The sequence below is a fragment of the Pseudomonas sp. NBRC 111123 genome (genome assembly GCF_001320205.1).
Taxonomy (GTDB): domain Bacteria; phylum Pseudomonadota; class Gammaproteobacteria; order Pseudomonadales; family Pseudomonadaceae; genus Aquipseudomonas; species Aquipseudomonas putida_J.
On record NZ_BCAZ01000001.1, the window covers coordinates 91,401 to 112,917 of the forward strand.

Sequence of the window (21,517 nt, forward strand, 5' to 3'; positions counted from 1 at the left end):
CGGAGCAAAAAAGATAACGCGGTCCCGATCAATCAGTCTGGCACGCAGGCGGCGGTTCGTCAGCGCCGACGATGGTTGTAGGAGCGGCTTTAGCCGCGATTGGCCGGTACGGACGACATCAACCCCGACGGGTACCCAGCCAGTAGAACACGCCGGCGAGTATCACTGACATCACCAGCAGGTAGAAGATCACCCCCGGCCACCACCGCCCCAGGGCGAATCCCACCATCACCGGCCCCAGCGCTGCGCCGAGGTTGGACAGGTTCTGCGCCCCGTAATACACCCCGCGCAGGTGCTCCGGGGCAATCAGGTCGATGAACATGTACTCGGCGGGTATGACGATGATCTCACCCAGGGTGAACACCAGCATTGCCAGGCACCAGCCCATGACAGACCCGGCCATGGCAAAACCCAGCAAGCCGACAATGAACAGCGCCATGCCCGCCAGCAGCCAGGGCATCAGCTGCTGGCGGCCGATGCGCCGGCCAATCAGGTACTGCAGGGCGATCACCGTGACCGCGTTGGTGGTTACCAGGTAGCCGACCAGCCGTGCTGCCTCGCTGGCGCTGCTGGTCACCACCAGGTACTGCGACAGGTACGCGGTGAACTGGCCGAATACCACCGCGCTCAGCACGCCACCCAGGGTGAAGCACACCAGTCGACGGTCACGTGCCAGGCCCAGTGCCACTTGGGCGAAGCCTGCAGCTGGCTGCTCTGGCGTACTGGCCTGCAGCCCTCGGTCGCCCAGGCGCCAGTAGGCCAGGCACATGCCAAGGCCGGTCAGCGCCGAGGCGATGAAGGGCAGATGATCGTCGAGCGCCAGCATGGCCACGCCGAGCATCGGGCCGACGGCGTAACCGACGTTGCTCAAGGTGTACTTGATGGCGAACACCTCGGCCCGTTGCGCCACTGGCAGCAGTGCGCAGAAGCCCGCCTTGGCGGCGATGTCGACCACGGCCAGGGCCAGGTTGATCAGCACCAGGCAGAAGAAGAACAGCAACGCCGATCGACTGGCAATGGCGGCCACGAAGGCCAAAGCGAACACCAGTGTACTGGCGCTGACCAGAGTGTGATTGCGCACCGTGTCGACCAGGTGCCCGCCGTACAGGCTCAGCAGTGACGCGACGATCAGCGCGCCTCCGATCAACAGGCCGATGTGGCCCACCGCAAGCTGGAAATTGTCGGCCAGGTAGACCACCAGGTAGGGCAGGGTGAGGGCCCGGGCCACGGTGAGGGTGAAGGTAGTGGCCAGCAGCAGGCGGACGCTGGCGGGGTAGCCTTTCAGGGCGGCGAGCATTGCCACGTCCTTGTTGTGGAAATTTCCGATGCCTGAGGATAAGTGAGGCCGGCGGCGGCGACCAGCGGAGGATTGACAGCCTGTCACCCACGGGGAATACTCTCGAAAAAATTCATATATATGTTTACATAACAAGACGAGAGCCGACCCATGCACCCACTGTCAGGTGATGCTCGACTACCACGCTATCAACAACTGCGCGATCACCTGATCGAGCAGATCGCCAACAACCGCTGGCGCCCGGGCGAGGCCATTCCCACCGAAGCGGCCCTGGCCACGGAGTTCGACATGTCCGTCGGCACCGTGCGCAAGGCCGTCGACGTGCTGGTCGCCGAGGGCGTGCTGGAGCGTCAGCAGGGCCGCGGCACCTTCATCCGCCGCCCGCAGTTCCAGTCTTCGCTGTTCCGCTTCTTCCGCTTCGAGACCGCCACCGGCGAGCGGGTGATGCCGGAAAGCCGCATCCTCTCCATCGAGCCGGTACCGGCACCGTCGGCCGTTGCCGAAGCCTTGGGCCTTGCCGCCGAGGCCCAGGTCATTCGCATTGTCCGTACCCGACTGCTCGGCGCCCAACCGGTGCTCGCCGAAGAGATCTGGCTGCCGCGTCAGACCTTCCAGCCGCTGCTCGATGTCGAGCTGCAAAGCAAAGGCCCGCTGCTCTATCCGATCTACGAGGAACTGTGTGGCCAGGTGGTCGCCTATGCCGAAGAAACCCTGACCGCCGAAGCGGTCGATGCGGCCCACGGCCGCTTGTTGCAACTGCCGGTCGACAGCCCGGTGGTGGTGATCGAGCGCCTGGCCCGCGATTACGCCGGCAAACCTCTGGAATGGCGCCGCTCGCGCGGCCATGCGCAGCACTTCCGCTACCGCGTCGACATTCGCTGAGCCGTTAAGCCGGCCGCTTCGCCTTTTACCCGTCTGCGCCGTTCTGCCACGGCGCAGTGGCTTCGCCTGCCCGGTCGTCAGCGTGCCAAGCGCTTCGGCACGCCCGGCCGTCACACACACGACTAGAAGGATAACAATCATGTTCAGCTGGTACCGCCAGATCACTACACGGGAACGCAAGACGTTCTGGGCCTGTTTCGGTGGCTGGTCGCTCGATGCGCTGGAAGTGCAGATGTTCGGCCTGGCCATCCCCGCGTTGATCGCTGCATTCTCCCTGACCAAGGGCGATGCCGGCCTGATCAGCGGCCTGACCCTGGTCACCTCGGCGATCGGTGGCTGGCTCGGCGGCACCCTGTCGGACCGTTATGGCCGCGTGCGGACCTTGCAGTGGATGATCCTCTGGTTCTCTTTCTTCACCTTCCTGTCGGCGTTCGTCACCGGCTTTTATCCACTGTTGTTCGTCAAGGCCATGCAGGGCTTCGGTATCGGTGGCGAGTGGGCGGCCGGCGCGGTGCTGATGGCCGAGACCATCAACCCGAAATACCGCGGCAAAGTCATGGGCACCGTGCAGAGTGCCTGGGCTGTGGGCTGGGGCCTGGCAGTGGGCTTGTTCACCCTGATCTACTCGTTGGTGCCGGCCGAATACGCCTGGCGGGTGATGTTCTTCGTCGGCCTGCTGCCATCGCTGCTGATCATCTGGGTGCGCCGCAACGTGCCAGAGCCGGACAGCTTCCAGCGCCTGCAGAAAGACAAGGCCATCCCTGGCAGTTTCTTCAAGTCCATGGCCGGCATCTTCCGCCCGGAGCTGCTGCGCGTGACCCTGCTCGGCGGCCTGCTGGGCCTGGGTGCCCACGGTGGCTACCACGCGGTGATGACCTGGCTGCCGACCTTCCTGAAGACCGAACGCAACCTGTCGGTACTCAACTCCGGCGGCTACCTGGCGGTGATCATCTTCGCCTTCTGGTGTGGTTGCGTGGTCAGTGGCCTGTTGATCGACCGCATCGGCCGACGCAAGAACATCCTGCTGTTCGCCCTGTGCTGTGTGCTGACCGTGCAGGCCTACGTGTTCTTCCCGCTGAGCAACACTCAGATGCTGTTCCTCGGCTTCCCGCTCGGTTTCTTCGCTGCCGGCATCCCGGCCAGCCTGGGGGCGTTCTTCAACGAGCTGTACCCGGCTGACGTGCGCGGTGCCGGGGTCGGCTTCTGCTACAACTTCGGCCGTGTGCTGTCGGCGGTGTTCCCGTTCCTGGTCGGCCACATGAGCGAATCCATGTCGCTGGGTAGCGCGATCGGTATCGATGCCGGCATCGCCTACGGCGTGGCCATGCTCGCCGCGCTGTGCCTGCCGGAAACCCGTGGCCGCAACCTTGAGGCCACTCCAGCGCCGGCCATGGCTGGCGCTGTCGCCAAGTAACCTGACTACCCTGTGAAAACCATGCCCGATGTTCCTGCTCCACACCTGACCGCCATCGACAGCCATGCCCATGTCTTCAGCCGTGGGCTGAACCTGGCCAACGAGCGGCGTTACGCGCCCAGCTATGATGCGCCGCTGGGCGATTACCTGGGCCAGTTGCTGGCCCACGGTTTCAGCCATGGCGTGTTGGTGCAGCCCAGTTTCCTGGGCACCGACAACCGCTACCTGCTCAGTGCCCTGCAGACCGTGCCGGGGCAGATGCGCGGCGTCGTGATGCTTGAGCGTGACGTCGAGCGTGAGACCTTGCAGGAAATGGCCCGGCTGGGTGTCAGGGGCGTGCGCCTGAACCTCATGGGTCACAGCCTGCCAGACCTGACGGGTAGCGAATGGCGGCCCATGCTTGAGCGCATCGGTGAACAAGGCTGGCACCTGGAGCTGCATCGCCATGTGGTGGACATTCCTGCGCTGGTGCGGGCGCTGGAGCCTTATGGCCTGGATATCGTGGTCGACCACTTTGGCCGGCCCGATGCCCGCCTGGGCCTGGGGCAGCCGGGCTTTGCCGAGCTGCTGACGCTGGGCGGCAAGGGCAAGGTGTGGGTCAAGGTATCGGGTATCTACCGGCTGGAAGGTACGCCGGAGCAGAACCTGGCATTTGCGCGGCAGGCCCTGTGCGCACTTGAAGCCCACTATGGGGCAGAGCGGCTGATGTGGGGCAGCGATTGGCCGCATACCCAGCATGAGTCGTCGGTGAGCTTCAGCTCGGCGGTAGAGCAGTTCGAGGCCCTGGGTTGCTCGGCGCAATTGCGCCGAGCGCTGCTGGTGGAGACTGCGCGGGCGCTGTTCGGCTTCGAGTAATCCGCCATCTTGAAGGCGCCGCAGTATCTGTAGGAGCGGCCTGGTGTCGCGAAAGGGCCGCGGCGCGGCCCCGGCAAATTCAGCTGCGAAGCTGAAATCCTGGGGCCGCTTCGCAGCCCTTTCGCGACACCAGGCCGCACCAACACAAGTCAGTACAGCTTTCAGATCAATGGCTCAAAAGCGGAACCGGCTGATCATCTGCTGCAACTGCCCACCCAACCGCGCCAGTTCCACACTGGACGCTGAGGTCTGCTGACTGGCTTCAGCGGTCTGTTCGGAAATGTCCCGCACCGTCACTACGCTGCGGCTGATCTCTTCAGCCACCGCACTCTGCTGCTCGGACGCTGCGGCAATCTGCTGGTTCATCAGCTGGATCCCCGATACGCGCTGGGTAATCCCTTCCAGTGCCACCCCGGCCTCACGGACTAGCGCCACGCTGCTTTCGGTCAGGCTCTGGCTCTGTTCCATCAACTCGCTCACCGAGCGGGTGCCTTCTTCAAGGCTGCCGATCGCCGACTCGATCTCCAGTGTCGATGCCTGGGTACGCTGCGCCAGGCTGCGCACTTCATCGGCCACCACGGCAAAGCCACGGCCAGCCTCACCGGCCCGGGCCGCTTCGATAGCGGCGTTGAGCGCCAGCAGGTTGGTCTGCTCGGCCACGGCCTTGATCACATCCATGACCTTGCCGATACGCTGGCTTTCGGTGCGCAGGGCGTCCATGGCTGCGCCAGTGGCATCCACCTGGCTGGCCAGGCGGCCGATCTGGGTAACGGCGCGATTGACCACGCTGTCACCTTCACGGGCTTCGTCGTCGGTGGCGCTGGCGGCCTCGGAGGCTTCGCCAGCATTGCGCGCCACCTCTTGCACGGTGGCAGCCATTTCCTGCATGGCCGTGGCCACCTGGTCGGTTTCCACCTTCTGGTGGTTGGCACCGGCGCTGGTCTGCTCGGTGATCGCCGAAAGCTCCTCGGTGGCGCTGGCGATCTGCGAAATGCCATCGCGTACCTGGGCGATCAGCTCGCGCAGGTTGCGGGTCATGCCCTGCAGGGCGTTCTGCAATTGCCCGACCTCGTCGCGGCGGCGGCTGGTCGGTTGCTCGCTGAGGTCACCGCCGGCCACCTGCTCCATGGCGTTCAGTGCCTGGCGCAGCGGCTGGCTGATCTGCCGGGCGATCACCACGGCTGCCAGTGCCCCGATCAGCAGGGCGAGCAGGGTGGTGGCGATCTGCAGGGTGCGAGCGAAATGGCTGTCCGTGGCGACCAGCACTGCCTGGTCATCGAGCAGTTGGCCAATGACGCCGTTGAGGATTTCGATGTCCTTGGCCATGGCCGCGCGGTAGCCGACCAGGTGGCTGACCTCGCCGCGGAACGCTTCGACAGCGGCGGCATAGGCCTGTACCTGCTGCTGCAATTGCTGGAACTGCTGCGGGAAGTTGCCATTGAAGCGAGCGACCAGCCCAGGCAGATCGTTCACCGTGGTGGCGATCTGGGTGTTCATCAGTTGCTCGGTCTCGGCGTTGGTGTTACCCGTGTAACCGCGAACGTGGTAGCGCAGCAGGATCAGGTTCTCGCGGATCTGGTTGATCGCCTCGATGCGCACGAAACGCTGTTCGGCATCAGGCAAGGCACGCACCTGATTGCGAATCTGCTCGATGCTGGCGAACGACTGGGTGGCCAGCACGCCCATTTCCTTCTGTGCAGCGCGCATCTTTTCATAGGAACGCAAGCTGGCGGCCTGGTTGGCGCTGTAGCCCTGCAGAGCCTGGTCGGCAGTATTGATCAGCGCCTGGCTCTGCGCCCGGATCATCACTTCACGCAGCGTTGCCAGGGTTGGCTTGAACGCCTCCAGCGCGGCCTGCAACTGCTTGCTCTCGGTTGGCGCGCCATTGGCCATGGCGTGGCGCAGGCGCGCTTCGCGCAGGTCGCCCAGGGCGTCGTTGAGGCGCGACACATCGCTGACCACCTCGCTGCGCCGTACCAGGCTGCCCATACCGTCCCAGCTGATGAGCGACTGCACCAGCGTCAGGCACAGCACCAGGCCGAAACCGAGGAAGAGTTTGTGGGCGATCCTGAGGTCGCCGAACCAGGTAAACATATACTGCCGAGCTCCTGTTCTTATGGATTGGAGGAGACCTGAGGTCCATCCCTTCTGTCAGATATAGTCATCTATATGAATTATCGGCATGTGTAACAAAATCTGAACAGTGCTTTTCATGAAATTGGTGTCACGGTGATATCAAACTGTGCGCGGGTTCCTGATTCATGCCGTGTTGCTTGCCAGCCCAAGGCTTTCCCGTGCAGATTTGTGGCTTGTCGCGCTCCGCGTGCCTCCAATGACAAAAGACACTCAGGAACAAGGACGATGAGTCACCCCTCGCAATTCACCTTGCTCGGCAAGCGGCGTTTCCTGCCGTTCTTCGTCACCCAATTGCTGGGTGCCTTCAACGACAACCTGTTCAAGCAGTCGCTGATCCTGGCGATCCTGTTCAAGCTCAGCCTGGGCGACGGCGACCGTTCGATCTGGGTCAACCTCTGTGCACTGTTGTTCATCCTGCCGTTCTTCCTGTTCTCGGCACTGGGCGGGCAGTTCGGCGAGAAGTTCGCCAAGGACGCCCTGATCCGTGCGATCAAGCTGGCCGAGATCGGCATCATGGCGGTCGGTGCCATTGGCTTCGTCACCAACCACCTCACGCTGATGCTGGTGGCCTTGTTCGGCATGGGTACCCACTCGGCATTGTTCGGCCCGGTGAAGTACTCGATCCTGCCCCAGGCCCTGCGCGAAGAAGAGCTGGTTGGCGGCAACGGCCTGGTGGAGATGGGCACCTTCCTCGCCATCCTGGTCGGCACCATCGGCGCCGGGGTGATGATGGCCACCGACAGCTACGCCACGGTGGTGGCCGGTGGCGTGGTCGGCACTGCCGTGCTGGGCTACCTGGCCAGCCGCTGGATCCCGCGGGCGGCGGCTGCGTCGCCGCAAATGGCGCTGGACTGGAACATCTTCAAGCAGTCGTGGGTGATCCTTCGCATGGGCCTGGGGCAGACCCCGGCAGTGTCGCGCTCGATCGTTGGCAACTCGTGGTTCTGGTTCGTCGGTGCCATCTACCTGACCCAGATCCCGACTTACGCCCAAGAGTGGCTGCACGGTGACGAGACCGCAGTGACCCTGGTGCTGACCCTGTTCTCGGTGGGCATTGCCCTCGGTTCGCTGCTGTGCGAACGGCTCAGCGGGCGCAAGGTGGAAATCGGCCTGGTGCCGTTCGGCTCGTTCGGCCTGACCCTGTTCGGCCTGCTCTGGTGGTGGCATTCCGGTGACGTACCGGCGGGCGCGCAGCCGCACGACTGGCTGGCACTGCTAGGCATGCAGGCGTCTTGGTGGATCCTGCTGTCGATCGTCGGCCTTGGCGTGTTCGGCGGCTTCTACATCGTGCCGCTGTACGCACTGATCCAGGCCCGCACCGCCGAGGACCAACGGGCCCGGGTGATCGCTTCCAACAACATCCTCAATGCCCTGTTCATGGTGGTCTCGGCGATCTTCACCATTGTCCTGCTGAGCGTGGCGAAGCTGAGCATCCCGCAGCTGTTCCTGGTGGTGTCGCTGCTGAACGTGCTGGTCAACGCCTACATCTTCAAGATCGTGCCCGAATTCACCATGCGCTTCCTGATCTGGCTGCTCAGCCACTCGATGTACCGCGTGCAACACCGTGACCTCGAGCGTATCCCTGATGAAGGCGCGGCACTGCTGGTGTGCAACCACGTGTCGTTCGTCGATGCGCTGCTGCTGGGCGGGGCGATTCGCCGGCCCATCCGCTTTGTCATGTACTACAAGATCTACAACCTGCCGGTGCTCAACTTCGTGTTCCGCACGGCGGGCGCCATTCCGATTGCCGGGCGCAACGAAGACCAGGCGACCTACGAGCGAGCCTTCGCCCGCATCGCCGAATACCTGGCGGACGGTGAGCTGGTGTGCATCTTTCCGGAAGGCAAACTGACCGGCGACGGCGAGATCGATGCGTTCAAGGGCGGCGTCAGCCGTATTCTCGAAGAAACCCCGGTGCCGGTGATTCCGCTGGCGCTGCAGGGGTTGTGGGGGAGCTTCTTCAGCCGCGATCCGGCCAAGGGCTTCTTCAAGCGCCTGTGGTCGCGGGTAACCATCGTGGCAGGCGCCGCCATCCCGGTGGAGGCGGCGCAGCCAGAAGCCCTGCGTGAGCAGGTCAGCCGCTTGCGCGGTGGCCTGCGCTAAGGACGGGGTATCAGCTGGCGCTGACTTTCAGGCCGATCAGGCCGGTAACGATCAGCGCCACGCTGACCAGCCGTACCAGGGCCATCGACTCGCCGAACAGGATGATCCCGGCGATCACCGTGCCGACGGCGCCGACGCCGGTCCAGATGGCATAGGCGGTACCCAGTGGCAGTTCCTTCATGGCCAGGCCCAGCAGGCCCAGGCTGACGGCCATGGCGGCGACGGTGAGCGCGGTGGGGAGGGGTTTGCTGAAGCCGTCGGTGTACTTCAAGCCGACGGCCCAGCCGACCTCGAACAGGCCGGCGAAGAACAGGATGATCCAGGACATGATGCGTCTCCATCGTTGCGAATGATGGGGCCGTCCCCGGGATGGTCACGCGGTGCGTCGTGAGGTCGTCCTCACAGTGGCCATCAGGGTACACATCAATGCCTGGCTGGCTCAACCTCTTCTATGGGGGCCGATGAATCTTCCATCCTGCGGAACCAGGTCGACAGCAGCGCCCCGGAAATGTTGTGCCAGACGCTGAACAGCGCACTCGGCACTGCCGCCAGCGGTGAGAAGTGTGCCGCCGCCAATGCCGCCCCCAACCCCGAGTTCTGCATCCCCACCTCAAGCGCCAGCGACTTGCGCTGGGCCAACGGCAGCTTGCAGAGGCGGCCTGTGAGGTAACCCAGCAGATAGCCGAAGGTGTTGTGCAGCACCACCACGGCCATGATCAGCAGGCCCGACTCGGCGATCTTGGCCTGGCTGGCCGCCACCACCGCGCAGACGATCATCACGATGCTCACCACCGACACCAGCGGCAGCACCTGCACCGCCGTCTGCACCCGTGCACCCAGCAGGCGCTGGGCCAGCACGCCGAGCACGATCGGCAACATCACCAGCTGCAGGATTGACCAGAACATGTCCATGAAGGACACCGGCAGCCAGGCAGAAGCCAGAAACCAGATCAGCGCCGGGGTCAGCAAAGGGGCGAGCAGGGTGGTCACGGCGGCAATTGCCACTGCCAGCGCCAGGTCGCCCTTGGACAGCCAGACCATCACGTTCGACGCCGTGCCGCTCGGGCAACAGCCGACCAGGATCACGCCCACGGCGATTTCCGCCGGTAGGTGAAACAGCTGGCACAGCAGCCAGGCCATGCCCGGCATGATCACGAAGTGCGCCACCACGCCAAGGGCCACTCGCCAGGGTTGGCGGGCGAGGGCGGCGAAGTCGTCGAGCTTGAGGGTCAGGCCCATGCCAAACATCACCAGGCCCAGCAGCGGCACGATGGCGACCTTGAGGGCGATGAACCACTGGGGCTGCAGGAAGGCCAGCACGGCGAACACCAGCACCCACAGGGCGAAGGTATTGCCGACGAAGCGGCTTAAGGCGGCGAGGGCACGCATGGGGCAATTCCTTTTCTATTTATAGCGTTATCAATTTCACAGGCCCTTTCGCGGGAAAGCCCGCTCCCACAGGGATCGCCACAGTATTCGAGTCTGTGGTGATCCCTGTGGGAGCGGGCTTGCCCGCGAAGAGGCCGGTACTGGTTACTGCTGAGAATCAGCCCAGCACCGGTCTTTCAAACTACCTCAGACCCCTTGCGGAATCTCCTCCCCACCCAGCGCTTCGAACAGCACCGGCAGGAATTCGGCAAAGGTCATCATCATCAGCTGGAAGCTGGCATCGAACTGCTGCGCGGCTTCATCACCCCCGTCCTGTTCAGCCTGTTCCTGCAGCAGCTCTTCGAACTTCAGGCGTTTGATCACCATCTTGTCGTCGAGCACGAACGACAGCTTGTCCTGCCAGGCCAGGGCCAGCTGGGTGACCACCTTGCCGGTGCTCAGGTGCAGCTGGATTTCCTCGCCGGTCAGGTCCTGGCGTTTGCAGCGCACGATGCCGCCGTCTTCGGCGGTGTCACGCAGCTCGCACTCGTCCAGCACATAGAAGCCTTCGGCAGCCTGTTGCGACTTGACCCAGTCGGTCATGGTCGCGGTCGGTGCAATCTTCACCGTGGCCGGGCGCACCGGCAGCGAGCCCATCACTTCACGCAGGGTCGACAGCAGGTCTTCGGCGCGCTTGGCGCTGGCCGAGTTGACCAGGATCATCCCCAGGCGCGGGGCGATGGCGGCGAAGATCATCGAGCGGCGGATGAACGCGCGCGGCAGGAACGCCTGGATGATCTCGTCCTTGATCTGGTCGCGCTCTTTTTTATAGACCTTGCGCATCTGCTCGGTCTCGATCTCTTCGACCTTTTCCTTCACGGCATCGTTGACCACGCTGCTCGGCAGGATGCGTTCTTCCTTGCGCGCGGCAACCAGCAGGAACTCGCCGCTGACGTGCACCAGGGGAGCGTCTTCGCCCTTGCCGAACGGCGCGACGAAACCGTAGGTGGTCAGCTCCTGGCTGGCGCAGGGGCGGGCCGGCTTGGAGGCCAGGGCGGCTTCCAGCGCTTCAGCCTCGAACGGTACTTCCTGGGTCAGGCGGTAGGACAGCAGGTTCTTGAACCACATGAGGGGCAATCTCTCCTTAATGCATAAGGCGGGCATTATTCTCCGAGCAGTGCTCCGAGGCCAGCCCTGTCATAGGGCCAGCAGGGTCATATAAGGAAAGAAAAGCCCCGGCTGCGCTAGGTCTTTGAAAGGGCTGGGATTTTTTTTGAAAAAAGTTAAAAAAGTGCTTGCCAGGGTAGAAGGCCGTCCGTAGAATGCGCGCCACACCGAGACGAAGGGTGATTAGCTCAGCCGGGAGAGCATCTGCCTTACAAGCAGAGGGTCGGCGGTTCGATCCCGTCATCACCCACCACTCGATGTATAGCGCAGCGGTAGTTCAGTCGGTTAGAATACCGGCCTGTCACGCCGGGGGTCGCGGGTTCGAGTCCCGTCCGCTGCGCCATATTCCACTTCCAGGGCCCACTGAACACCCGGAAGTAACAGAGAAAGCGACCTTAGGGTCGCTTTTTTTGTGCCTGAAATGTGTTGCTGATAATTTTTGCGAAAAAGTTGCATCAATGGCTTGCCAGGCTTCTGGTTCGTCCGTAGAATGCGCGCCTCACCGAGACGAATGGGTGATTAGCTCAGCCGGGAGAGCATCTGCCTTACAAGCAGAGGGTCGGCGGTTCGATCCCGTCATCACCCACCACTCGTTGAATAGCGCAGCGGTAGTTCAGTCGGTTAGAATACCGGCCTGTCACGCCGGGGGTCGCGGGTTCGAGTCCCGTCCGCTGCGCCATATTCCGCTTCCAGGGCCCACTGAACACCCGGAAGCCACAAAGAAAGCGACCTTAGGGTCGCTTTTTTTGTTTCTGTATTCTGAACAATTGCGCTGCCTGGTCGATCTTGGGGCTGCTTTGCAGCCTTTTGCGACCGGGCCGGCGCCCCGGCAATCTCAGCGATTACGCTCCTCTTCGCGCAACGTCAGCACTTCGACCCCGTCCTCCGTAACCGCCACCGTGTGCTCCCACTGCGCCGACAGGCAGTGGTCCCGGGTAATCACCGTCCAGCCATCCTTCAGCGTTCGCGTCCCGCGCCCACCCTGGTTGATCATCGGCTCGATGGTAAACACCATCCCCGGCTGCAACTTCATGCCCATGCCACGCAGGCCGAAATGCAGTACTTCGGGGCCTTCGTGCATCTGCTGGCCGATACCATGCCCGCAGTATTCGCGTACCACACTGTAGCCAGCCGCTTCGGCATGGGCCTGGATGGCATGGCCGATATCACCCAGCGTCGCCCCTGGGCGTACCTGCTCGATGCCTTTCCACAGCGCGTCGTAGGTGGTGTCGACCAGCCTTTGCGCGTCTTCACTGATCGGCCCGATGCTGTACATCTTCGACGAGTCGGCAATGTAGCCACCCTGTTCCAGGGTGACGTCGACGTTGATGATCGAGCCTTCCTTCAGCACTTCATCGGCCTTGGGGATGCCGTGGCAGACCACGTGGTCCACCGACGTGTTGAGCGAATAGGGGAAACCGTACTGGCCCTTGCTGGCGGGGCGGGCCTTGAGCGTATCGACGATGAATGCTTCGGCGTGGTCGTTGATCTGCATCGTGGTCACGCCGGGGCGGATGAAACCGTCGAGTTCGGCAAACACCTGGGCCAACAGCTGGCCGGCGTTGCGCATCAGTTCGAGTTGGGCGGGGGTCTTGAGGATCACCTTGGACATGGAGTGCGGGCTGTAGCTCTTGCTGGAAATTGCCCCAGCATAGCGCCATGGATCATGTGCTTGCCACCGCGTGGTGCGCCTTCTGTGCCGGTCTCTTCGCGGGTAAACCCGCTCCCACAGGATTGCCACAGGTTTGAAGACTGCGCAGTACCTGTGGGAGCGGGTTTACCCGCGAAGGGGCCGGCACAGCTGGCCCGCTAATTGCTGAATGACCGCTATCCAGGGCTATCAACGTCGACAGCCCGAAAACCTCACGACAAAGGCGCCGTGTTGCCCCGCTTGCCCAGCAAGCAGGAGCAGCCGGCGCCTTTTTGCGTTCCTGAAAGGGGGAGAGAGCCCATGACCACCCGCGAAGTACGCAGCGTCTGCCCTTACTGCGGCGTAGGTTGCGGCATCGTCATGAGTGTCGTCGACGGCAAGGTCGGCAAGATCAGCGGCGACAAGCAGCACCCGAGCAACTTCGGCCGGCTATGTACCAAAGGTCTCACCGCCCACCTGCCACTGACCGCTGCCGGGCGCCTGGAAGACGCCTACGTTCGCCAGCAACGCGGTCAGCAACCGGCACGCAGCAGCATGGACCAGGCCATTGCCCAGGCCGGCGAGCGCTTGCGCGGTATCATCGACCAGCACGGCCCGGACTCTGTGGCGCTCTATGTGTCCGGTCAGATGTCACTGGAGGCCCAGTACCTGGCCAACAAGCTGGCCAAGGGCTTTATCCGCACCCGTCACATCGAATCCAATTCGCGGCTGTGCATGGCCAGCGCAGGCAGTGGTTACAAGCTGTCGCTCGGTGCCGACGGCCCGCCCGGCAGCTACCAGGATTTCGAACGCGCTGATGTGTTTCTGGTGATCGGCGCAAACATGGCCGACTGCCACCCAATCCTGTTCCTGCGCCTGCTCGACCGGGTCAAGGCCGGCGCCAGGCTGATCGTCGTCGACCCGCGGCGCACCGCTACCGCCGACAAGGCCGACCTGTTCCTGCAGGTGCGCCCCGGCAGTGACCTGGCCCTGCTCAACGGCCTGCTGCACCTGCTGTACTACAACGGCCATACCGATCCTGACTTCATCGCCCGTCACACCGAAGGCTGGGACGAGCTGCCGGCGTTCCTTGACGATTACACCCCTGAACGTGTGGCCGCCATGACCGGCCTGAGTGAAGCCGACATCCGCCAGGCCGCAGAATGGATCGGCACCGCCGGGGAGTGGATGAGCTGCTGGACCATGGGCCTCAACCAGAGCGTCCACGGCACCTGGCACAGCAACGCCATCTGCAACCTGCACCTGGCCACCGGCGCCATCTGCCGCCCGGGCAGCGGGCCGTTTTCGCTGACCGGCCAGCCCAATGCCATGGGCGGCCGCGAGATGGGCTACATGGGCCCTGGCCTGCCGGGGCAGCGCTCGGCGTTGGTGGCCGCGGACCGCGCCTTTGTCGAGCAGCAGTGGGGCTTGCAACCGGGCAGCCTGCGCAGCGAAAGCGGCGAGGGCACGATTGCACTGTTCGAGCAGATGAAAGCAGGCGAGGTGAAAGCCTGCTGGGTCATCTGCAGCAACCCGGTGGCCAGCGTCGCCAACCGCCAACAGGTGATCGACGGCCTGCGCCAGGCCGAGCTGGTGATCACCCAGGATGCCTTCCTCGACACCGAGACCAACCGCTACGCCGATATTCTGCTGCCCGCTGCGCTATGGGCCGAAGGCGAGGGCGTGATGATCAACAGTGAGCGCAACCTGACGCTGATGCCACGGGCGGTCCAGGCACCGGGCCAGAGCCTGGCGGATTGGCAGATCATCGCCCAGGTCGCCTGCGCCATGGGCTACGCCGATGCCTTCGACTACCCCGACGCCGAGGCGGTGTACGACGAGATCCGGCGCTTCTGGAACCCGGCCACCGGCTACGACCTGCGCGGGATCGGCTATGAGCAATTGCGCGACAGCCCACGGCAGTGGCCCTGCGCACCCGGCCGCGCAGATGACCGCAGCCCGTTGCGTTACCAGAACGACGGCAGCAGTCAGCAGCTGTTGCGCGATGCCGAGGGCAACCTGCCTGAACTGGCGTTCCCCACCGCCAGCGGCAAGGCGCGCTTCTTCGCTCGGCCCTGGCTGCCTGCACCCGAACTGCCGGACGCCGACTACCCGTGGGTGCTCAATACCGGCCGTGTGCAGCACCAGTGGCATACCCTGACCAAGACCGGCAAGGTCCCGGCACTGAACAAGCTGGAGCCCGGCCCCTTTGTTGAAGTCCACCCCGAAGATGCCGCCCGCCTGGGCATCGCCGACAAGGACCAGGTCGCCATTCGCTCGCGGCGCGGCCAGGCTGTGTTGCCAGCGCGCATCAGCGACCGGGTCATGCCCGGCAACTGCTTTGCCCCGTTCCACTGGAACGACCTGATCGGCGAGCAGTTGGCGGTCAATGCCGTGACCTGTGATGCAGTCGACCCGCTGTCGCTGCAGCCGGCGTTCAAACATTGCGCCGTGGCCCTGGAGCGGGTCGCTGGCGAGCGTATCGATGCCCTTGAGCTCAATACCACTATTCCGGAGCCTGCCCGCATGCCGACCGCGACCCTGTCCCGCCTGCTTGGCCTGGACACCCTGCCAGCCCCGGTGCTGGCCGATGACGAGCGTCATTACCTGCAAGGCTTCCTGCTCGGCCTCGATCAGGCGCGTGCCGAGGGTGTCCCCAGCCTGCCGGCCAGTGCGCCGCTGGCCGCATCCCGGCGGCTGTTCGTAGACGGCTTGTTGGCTGGTCTGTTCGCGCAGCCAGCAGCCACGCCGGTTATTACGATGCCGCGCCACCAGGTGCTGTGGGCGTCGCAGACGGGCAATGGCGAGGGGCTTGCCCAGCGGTGTGCCGAGCGCCTGCGTGGCGCTGGCCTCCAGGTGCAGCTCAGCTGCATGGAGGCGGTAAGCCCCAGCCAACTGCAAGGCGCGGCCAGTGTGGTGCTGATCACCAGCACCTTCGGTGATGGTGATGCGCCCGACAGCGCCAAGGCGTTCTGGCAGGCGCTGCAAGGCGAGCAGGGTGCCTGCTGCGCGCAGCTGCCTTATGCCGTGCTGGCCTTGGGCGACTCCAGCTACGACCAGTTCTGCGGCTTTGGCCGCAAGCTCGACCAGCGCCTGGCCGAACTGGGCGGGCGCCGCTTGCTGCAACGGGTCGATTGCGAACCGGATTTCGATGAAGCCTTCGCCGGCTGGCTCGAAGCCCTGTTGCCAGAACTCGGCGGCACGGACTCTTTGGCAGCGGTCAGTGAACCAGCACCCGTGGTGAGCTACAGCAAGCAGCAACCCTGGTCGGCCCCACTGCTTGCAAACCAGCTGCTCAACGGCCCGGGGGCGAGCAAGGAAACCCGCCAGCTGATATTCGACCTGTCCGGCAGCGGTTTCACCTATGCAGCCGGTGATGCCTTGGGCGTATGGCCGCGCAACTGCCCGGCGCTGGTCGAGGAGCTGCTGGCGCTGACGCAGCTCGATGGCAAGGCGTTGGTGGAAGTGAAGGGGCAGCCGGCGATGCCACTGGCCGAGGCCCTGGAAGCGCATCTGGATATCGCCAAGGTCACCCCTCAGCAACTGCAGGCATTCAGCACGCATGCCGCCGACCTGCAGCGCCTGTTGCAGCCCGAGTGCAAGGCCGAGCTGCAGGACTGGCTGTGGGGGCGGCAGTTGGTCGATGTGCTGCGTGCGTTCCCTCAGCGATTGCCGCTGGATGCCTGGCTCGGCTTGCTCAAGCCGTTGCAGCCGCGCCTGTATTCGATCAGCTCCAGCCCGTTGGCTCATCCGGATCAGGTGCACCTGACCGTTTCCACCGTGCGCTACGGCGAGCGCAAAGGGGTCTGCTCAACGTTCCTCGCTGACCGGGCGCAGGCGCTGAAGGTGGCGATCTTCCCGCAGGTATCGAAGCATTTTCGTCTGCCCGAGGACAACGACGTGCCGGTGATCATGGTCGGGCCCGGTACCGGCGTCGCGCCGTTCCGTGCCTTCCTTGAAGAACGCGAGGCGCGGGGTGCCAAAGGGGCTAACTGGCTGTTTTTCGGCGAGCAGTATGCGGCCACGGATTTCTACTATCAGGAACAGCTTCAGGCCTGGCAGGCGGCCGGGCATCTGCGCCTGGACACGGCGTTCTCACGGGACCAGGCCGAGAAGATCTACGTGCAGCAACGCATGCTGGAGCAAGGCGCGCAATTGTGGCAGTGGCTGGAGGCGGGGGCGTACTTCTATGTCTGTGGCGATGCCCAGCGCATGGCCAAGGATGTGGATGCGGCGTTGCGTGAGGTGATCGCCGTGCATGGCAAGGTGGATGCGGATGCCTATGTCGAAGCATTGAGCAAGGCCAGGCGGTATCGGCGTGATGTGTATTGAAGTGCCCCAGGATGGTGAGCGCTGCACTTGAAATGTGCATGGGTAGCACTGGCCCTTTCGCGGGCAAACCCGTACCCACAAGTGCTTGAGACCAGTGGAGGCCTTGTGGGAGCGGGTTTACCCGCGAAGAGGCCGGCACAGGTAACGGGCTTGGCACAGTCCCTGCTAGATCTCTGTTACAACAAAGCCCACTGATCAACGGCGATCAACCCGGGCCCCACCGTGATGAATACAGGCAAAGGCGCCTGGAGCTTCGGCTCCAGGCGCTTTTTTTTTGATCGAGGATCGGCTTATGAAGGCAACAGTGAGCGGGCAACGAGAGCGACTGGTCATCGTCGGCAACGGCATGGTCGGCCACCATTGCGTCGAGCAACTGGTCGAACGCGGCGCGCTCGGGCGCTTCGAGCTGCACGTGTTCGGCGAAGAACGCCAACGTGCCTACGACCGCGTGCACCTGTCGGAATATTTCGCCGGCAGCTGTGCCGAGACCTTGGCCCTCTGCGGGCAGGACTACTACGGCAGCAGCGGGGTGCACCTGCACCTGGGCGAAGCAGTGCTGGAAATCGATCGCGAACGCTGCGAAGTGGTGACTGCCGAGGGCCGCTACGGCTACGACCAGTTGGTCCTGGCCACCGGTTCCTACCCGTTCGTGCCCCCGATCGAAGGCTCAAGCGGCAATGCTCGCCTGGTCTATCGCACCCTCGACGACCTCGATGCCATTCGCGCCGCCGCCGGCGAAGCGCGCCGTGGCGTGGTGGTCGGAGGCGGCCTGCTCGGCCTGGAAGCTGCCAACGCGCTGAAGTCCCTCGGCCTGGAGGCGCATGTGGTGGAGTTTGCCCCGCGGCTGATGCCGGTGCAGCTGGACGGTGAGGGTGGCGCCGCGCTCAAGGCGCAGATCGAAGCGCTGGGTGTGGGCGTGCACCTGTCGTGCGCCACCCAGTCGATCAGCGCCGGTGAGGCCTACCGCTACCGCATGAACTTCGACGGCGGCCAACACCTGGAAACCGACCTGATCGTGTTCTCCGCCGGTATCCGACCGCAAGACGCCCTGGGCCGTGCCAGCGGCCTGGAAATCGCCCCGCGCGGTGGCGTGGTGATCGACAACCACTGCCGCAGCAGCGACCCACGCATTTTCGCCATTGGTGAATGCGCCTCGTGGAACGGCAGCGTGTTCGGCCTGGTTGCCCCGGGCTACAGCATGGCGCGCAACCTGGCAGCGTTGCTGATGGGCGAAGCCGCCAGCGCATTCACCGGTGCCGACATGTCGACCAAGCTCAAGCTGCTGGGCGTGGATGTCGGCTCTATTGGCGATGCCCACGGCGCCACGCCGGGGTCGCGCAGCTACCGTTTCATCGACGAGGCCAACAGCGCCTATCGCCGCCTGGTGGTGGATGCCAGCGGCAAGCACGTGCTCGGTGCAGTGCTGGTGGGCGACAACAGCTACTACGACACCTTGCTGCAGTACGCCCAGAACGGCATCGCCTTGCCGGCCGACGCTGCAGCGCTGATCCTGCCGCAAGGCGGCGGCGCACCGGCCCTGGGTGCCGACGCCCTGCCCGACAGCGCGACCATCTGCTCGTGCCACAACGTCAGCAAGGGCGCGGTGTGCGCGGCCATCGACAGTGGCTGCGGCGACCTCGCAGCGGTCAAGGGCTGCACCAAGGCGGCCAGCGGCTGCGGCGGCTGTGCGGCGTTGCTCAAGCAGGTGTTCGAACACGAACTCACTGCCCGCGGCGTGGTTGTCGACAAGAGCCTCTGCGAACACTTCGCCTTCACCCGCCAGGAGCTCTACGGGCTGGTGCGGGTCGAGGGCATCCGCAGCTTCAACGCGCTGCTCGAACGCCACGGCAAGGGCCATGTCGGCTGCGACATCTGCAAACCGGCGGTGGGTTCGATCCTCGCCTCGTGCTGGAACCAGCCGATCATGGACCCGGCGCTGGTACCGCTGCAGGACACCAACGATACCTTCATGGCCAACATGCAGAAGAACGGCACCTACTCGGTGGTGCCGCGCATCCCTGGCGGCGAGATCACCCCTGAGAAGCTGATCGTGATCGGCCAGGTGGCGAAAAAGTACGACCTCTACACCAAGATCACCGGCGGCCAGCGCATCGACCTGTTCGGCGCCCAGCTGCACGAGTTGCCGCTGATCTGGGGTGAGCTGATCGCGGCCGGCTTCGAGACCGGCCATGCCTACGGCAAGTCGACCCGTACTGTGAAATCCTGCGTGGGCAGCACCTGGTGCCGCTACGGCGTGCAAGACAGCGTTGGCATGGCGCTGCGCCTGGAGGACCGCTACAAGGGCCTGCGTAGCCCGCACAAACTCAAGTTCGCCGTCTCCGGCTGCACCCGCGAGTGCGCCGAGGCACAGAGCAAGGACATCGGCGTCATCGCCACAGACAAGGGCTGGAACCTGTACATCTGCGGCAACGGCGGCATGCGTCCGCGCCACGCCGAGCTGTTCGCCACCGACCTGGATGACGAAACCCTGGTGCGCCTGATCGACCGCGTGCTGATGTTCTACATCCGCACAGCCGACAAGCTGCAACGCACTTCGGTCTGGCGCGAGAGCCTGGAAGGCGGCCTGGATTACCTCAAGCAGGTGATTCTCGACGACAGCCTGGGCCTGGCGGCCGAGCTGGAGGCGCAGATGCAGCATGTGGTCGACCAGTATGAATGCGAATGGGCCAACGCCCTCAACGACCCCGAGAAGCTCAAGCGCTTCCGTACTTTCGTCAACGACCAACGCGCCGACCCGGACGTGCACTTCGTGCGCGAACGCGAACAGCGCCGGCCGGTTGCACCCCTGCACCTGATTCCAACCGTCGAGGAGGCTGTCTGATGAACCTGTCCAATGTTGCTGCGAAAACCCAAGAGAACTGGCAGGCGGTGTGCCAGGCCGATGACCTGGTGGCCGACTCGGGCGTGGTGGTATGGCTTGACGGTGCCCAGGTAGCACTGTTCTACCTGCCCGCACTGGAGCAGAGCCTGTATGCGGTGGACAACCGCGATCCGCGGTCGGGGGCCAATATCATCGGGCGCGGGCTCGTCGGTAGCCTGCAGGGGGAGCTAGTGGTGGCAGCGCCGCTGTACAAGCAGCACTTCAGCCTGCAAAGCGGGGCGTGCCTGGAAGATGCCGGGCAGCGGTTGCGGGTGTGGCCGGTGCGGATGAATGGTGGGGCGGTGGAGCTTGCGGTGGCCTGATAATTTGCTGGGGGGCGCTTTGCGCCCCTTTGCGACCGGTCCGGCGCCCCGGCAAGGCCGCTCCCACAGGTACTGCACAAGGCTCAAGCCCTGTGGTGTCCCTGTGGGAGCGGCGGTTCGGCGCCCCGACTTGCCCGCGAAGAGGCCGGTACAGGCGAGTTAAATGACCAACCCCTGCGGCTTGCGCCCGGCAAACACATCCACCAGGCTGGCCACCACCATCTCGCCCATGCGCGTGCGGGTCTGCACCGTGGCACTGGCACGATGCGGCTGCAGCACCACATCCTCACGGCCGAACAAGGCCTCGGGCGCCCGGGGTTCATCGGCAAACACGTCCAGCGCCGCACCGGCGATCTCGCCGGCCTCCAGCGCCGCAATCAACGCCGGCTCATCCACCAGCTTGCCGCGCGCGATATTGATCAGATACCCCTCGGCCCCCAACGCTTTCAGGACTTCGCGATTGATCAGTGCTTCGCCCTTGTCGGCGGCCGCCGCCAGAATCAGCGCATCGCTGCCTTTGGCCAACTGCACGAGATCCGCCTCGAAGCCATAAGGCACCTCCAGCGCCTGCAGGTCGGTGTAGCGGATCGGGCAACCGAATGCCGCTGCCCGTTGAGCCACTGCACGGCCGACCCGGCCCATGCCGACGATGCCCACGCGCATGCCCGACACCTGGCGGGCCAGCGGCAGCGGTGCCAACGGTGTGGCGCTGGTGGCCCATAGGCCTGCGCGCACGAAACGGTCACCCGTGCAGATACCCCGGCACAAGCCGATCAGCAGGCCGATGGCGAGGTCGGCGACATCCTCGGTGAGGGCGCCGATGGTGGCGGTGACCTGGATGCCACGGTCACGGGCGTAGGCGAGATCCACCGCATCGGTGCCGACGCCATTGACCGCGATCACTTCAAGGTTGGGCAGGCGCGCCATCAGCGCCTGGCTGATACCGGTGTGGCCACCGGTGATCACGCCGCGAATGTGGCTGGCATGCTGGCTGACAAAGGCGTCCTTGTCGGCCTGTTCGTAGTAACGGTGCACGGTGAACAGCTGTTCCAGCCGCTCACGGATTTGCGGGATGAGGATCGGGCTCAGTTGCAGGACTTCGGGTTTCATCGGTCACTCCATCAGAATC

At 64.3% G+C, this 21,517-nt stretch carries 14 protein-coding genes, 4 tRNA genes and 1 pseudogene; 11 read left to right on the forward strand and 8 right to left on the reverse strand.

All coding sequences use genetic code 11. The features are described 5' to 3' along the window. Nucleotides 1-118 precede the first annotated feature (118 nt). Entirely contained in the window at nt 119-1,297 is a 1,179-nt protein-coding gene (locus APH27_RS00425) for an MFS transporter (RefSeq protein ID WP_060483706.1), read from the reverse strand. 150 nt (nt 1,298-1,447) lie between these two features. Between APH27_RS00425 and APH27_RS00430 the strand changes: the two genes are divergently transcribed. The 3 genes from APH27_RS00430 to APH27_RS00440 all read left to right on the forward strand — a co-directional run bounded on the left by APH27_RS00430 (nt 1,448) and on the right by APH27_RS00440 (nt 4,448). Further along, nucleotides 1,448-2,179 carry a GntR family transcriptional regulator gene (locus tag APH27_RS00430; protein ID WP_027918116.1) on the forward strand — a complete coding sequence of 244 codons (732 nt, stop codon included), beginning with the start codon at nt 1,448-1,450 and terminating at the stop codon, nt 2,177-2,179. Between the two features lie 139 nt (nt 2,180-2,318). Beyond that, complete coding sequence (locus tag APH27_RS00435; protein WP_060483707.1) at nt 2,319-3,593, forward strand: MFS transporter; 1,275 nt, start codon at nt 2,319-2,321, stop codon at nt 3,591-3,593. A gap of 21 nt (nt 3,594-3,614) precedes the next feature. Beyond that, nucleotides 3,615-4,448, forward strand: a complete 834-nt coding sequence (locus tag APH27_RS00440) for an amidohydrolase (RefSeq protein WP_060483708.1) — start codon at nt 3,615-3,617, stop codon at nt 4,446-4,448. 174 nt (nt 4,449-4,622) lie between these two features. On the opposite strand, the gene APH27_RS27025 is transcribed toward APH27_RS00440, so the two are convergent. Further along, nucleotides 4,623-5,486, reverse strand: coding sequence for a methyl-accepting chemotaxis protein (locus APH27_RS27025; RefSeq protein WP_371260240.1), 864 nt, complete (start codon nt 5,484-5,486; stop codon nt 4,623-4,625). Next, nucleotides 5,478-6,542: pseudogene (locus APH27_RS27030) on the reverse strand (methyl-accepting chemotaxis protein); the annotation flags it as partial. The pseudogene APH27_RS27030 and the gene APH27_RS27025, both read right to left, overlap by 9 nt. 267 nt (nt 6,543-6,809) lie before the next feature. On the opposite strand from APH27_RS27030, the gene APH27_RS00450 reads away from it, so the two are divergent. After that, complete coding sequence (locus APH27_RS00450; RefSeq protein WP_027918120.1) at nt 6,810-8,687, forward strand: MFS transporter; 1,878 nt, start codon at nt 6,810-6,812, stop codon at nt 8,685-8,687. Between the two features lie 10 nt (nt 8,688-8,697). Here APH27_RS00450 and sugE read toward each other — a convergent pair whose 3' ends face one another. From sugE to rdgC, 3 genes are all read right to left on the reverse strand, one after another. Continuing rightward, a complete protein-coding gene (sugE, locus tag APH27_RS00455; RefSeq protein WP_027918121.1) occupies nt 8,698-9,015 on the reverse strand; it encodes a quaternary ammonium compound efflux SMR transporter SugE in 318 nt (105 codons plus the stop codon). Nucleotides 9,016-9,110: 95 nt separating this feature from the next. Further along, on the reverse strand, nt 9,111-10,076 hold the full coding sequence (locus tag APH27_RS00460; protein WP_060483710.1) for a bile acid:sodium symporter family protein: 966 nt from the start codon (nt 10,074-10,076) through the stop codon (nt 9,111-9,113). Between the two features lie 186 nt (nt 10,077-10,262). Continuing rightward, entirely contained in the window at nt 10,263-11,183 is a 921-nt protein-coding gene (gene rdgC / locus APH27_RS00465) for a recombination-associated protein RdgC (RefSeq protein ID WP_027918123.1), read from the reverse strand. 216 nt (nt 11,184-11,399) lie between these two features. Between rdgC and APH27_RS00470 the strand changes: the two genes are divergently transcribed. The 4 genes from APH27_RS00470 to APH27_RS00485 all read left to right on the forward strand — a co-directional run bounded on the left by APH27_RS00470 (nt 11,400) and on the right by APH27_RS00485 (nt 11,901). Further along, a tRNA-Val gene (locus APH27_RS00470) sits at nt 11,400-11,475 on the forward strand. A 13-nt stretch (nt 11,476-11,488) separates the two neighbouring features. Further along, nucleotides 11,489-11,565: transfer RNA gene (locus APH27_RS00475), tRNA-Asp, on the forward strand. A 170-nt stretch (nt 11,566-11,735) separates the two neighbouring features. Then, nucleotides 11,736-11,811 (forward strand) — tRNA-Val (locus APH27_RS00480). Nucleotides 11,812-11,824: 13 nt separating this feature from the next. After that, a tRNA-Asp gene (locus APH27_RS00485) sits at nt 11,825-11,901 on the forward strand. Between the two features lie 156 nt (nt 11,902-12,057). Here APH27_RS00485 and map read toward each other — a convergent pair. Further along, entirely contained in the window at nt 12,058-12,834 is a 777-nt protein-coding gene (gene map, locus APH27_RS00490) for a type I methionyl aminopeptidase (RefSeq protein ID WP_027918124.1), read from the reverse strand. A 339-nt stretch (nt 12,835-13,173) separates the two neighbouring features. Here map and APH27_RS00495 point away from each other — a divergent pair, with 339 nt between their 5' ends. The 3 genes from APH27_RS00495 to nirD all read left to right on the forward strand — a co-directional run bounded on the left by APH27_RS00495 (nt 13,174) and on the right by nirD (nt 20,388). After that, complete coding sequence (locus tag APH27_RS00495; RefSeq protein ID WP_060483711.1) at nt 13,174-17,184, forward strand: bifunctional nitrate reductase/sulfite reductase flavoprotein subunit alpha; 4,011 nt, start codon at nt 13,174-13,176, stop codon at nt 17,182-17,184. A gap of 292 nt (nt 17,185-17,476) precedes the next feature. Then, nucleotides 17,477-20,026, forward strand: a complete 2,550-nt coding sequence (gene nirB / locus APH27_RS00500) for a nitrite reductase large subunit NirB (protein WP_060483712.1) — start codon at nt 17,477-17,479, stop codon at nt 20,024-20,026. Then, nucleotides 20,026-20,388 carry a nitrite reductase small subunit NirD gene (gene nirD / locus APH27_RS00505; RefSeq protein WP_027918127.1) on the forward strand — a complete coding sequence of 121 codons (363 nt, stop codon included), beginning with the start codon at nt 20,026-20,028 and terminating at the stop codon, nt 20,386-20,388. The genes nirB and nirD overlap by 1 nt, the downstream gene beginning before the upstream one ends. A gap of 159 nt (nt 20,389-20,547) precedes the next feature. Here the strand turns inward: nirD and APH27_RS00510 are convergent, their stop codons facing one another. Beyond that, nucleotides 20,548-21,498 (reverse strand): 2-hydroxyacid dehydrogenase, encoded by a 951-nt coding sequence (locus APH27_RS00510; RefSeq protein WP_060483713.1) that lies wholly within the window; start codon nt 21,496-21,498, stop codon nt 20,548-20,550. Nucleotides 21,499-21,517 lie beyond the last annotated feature (19 nt).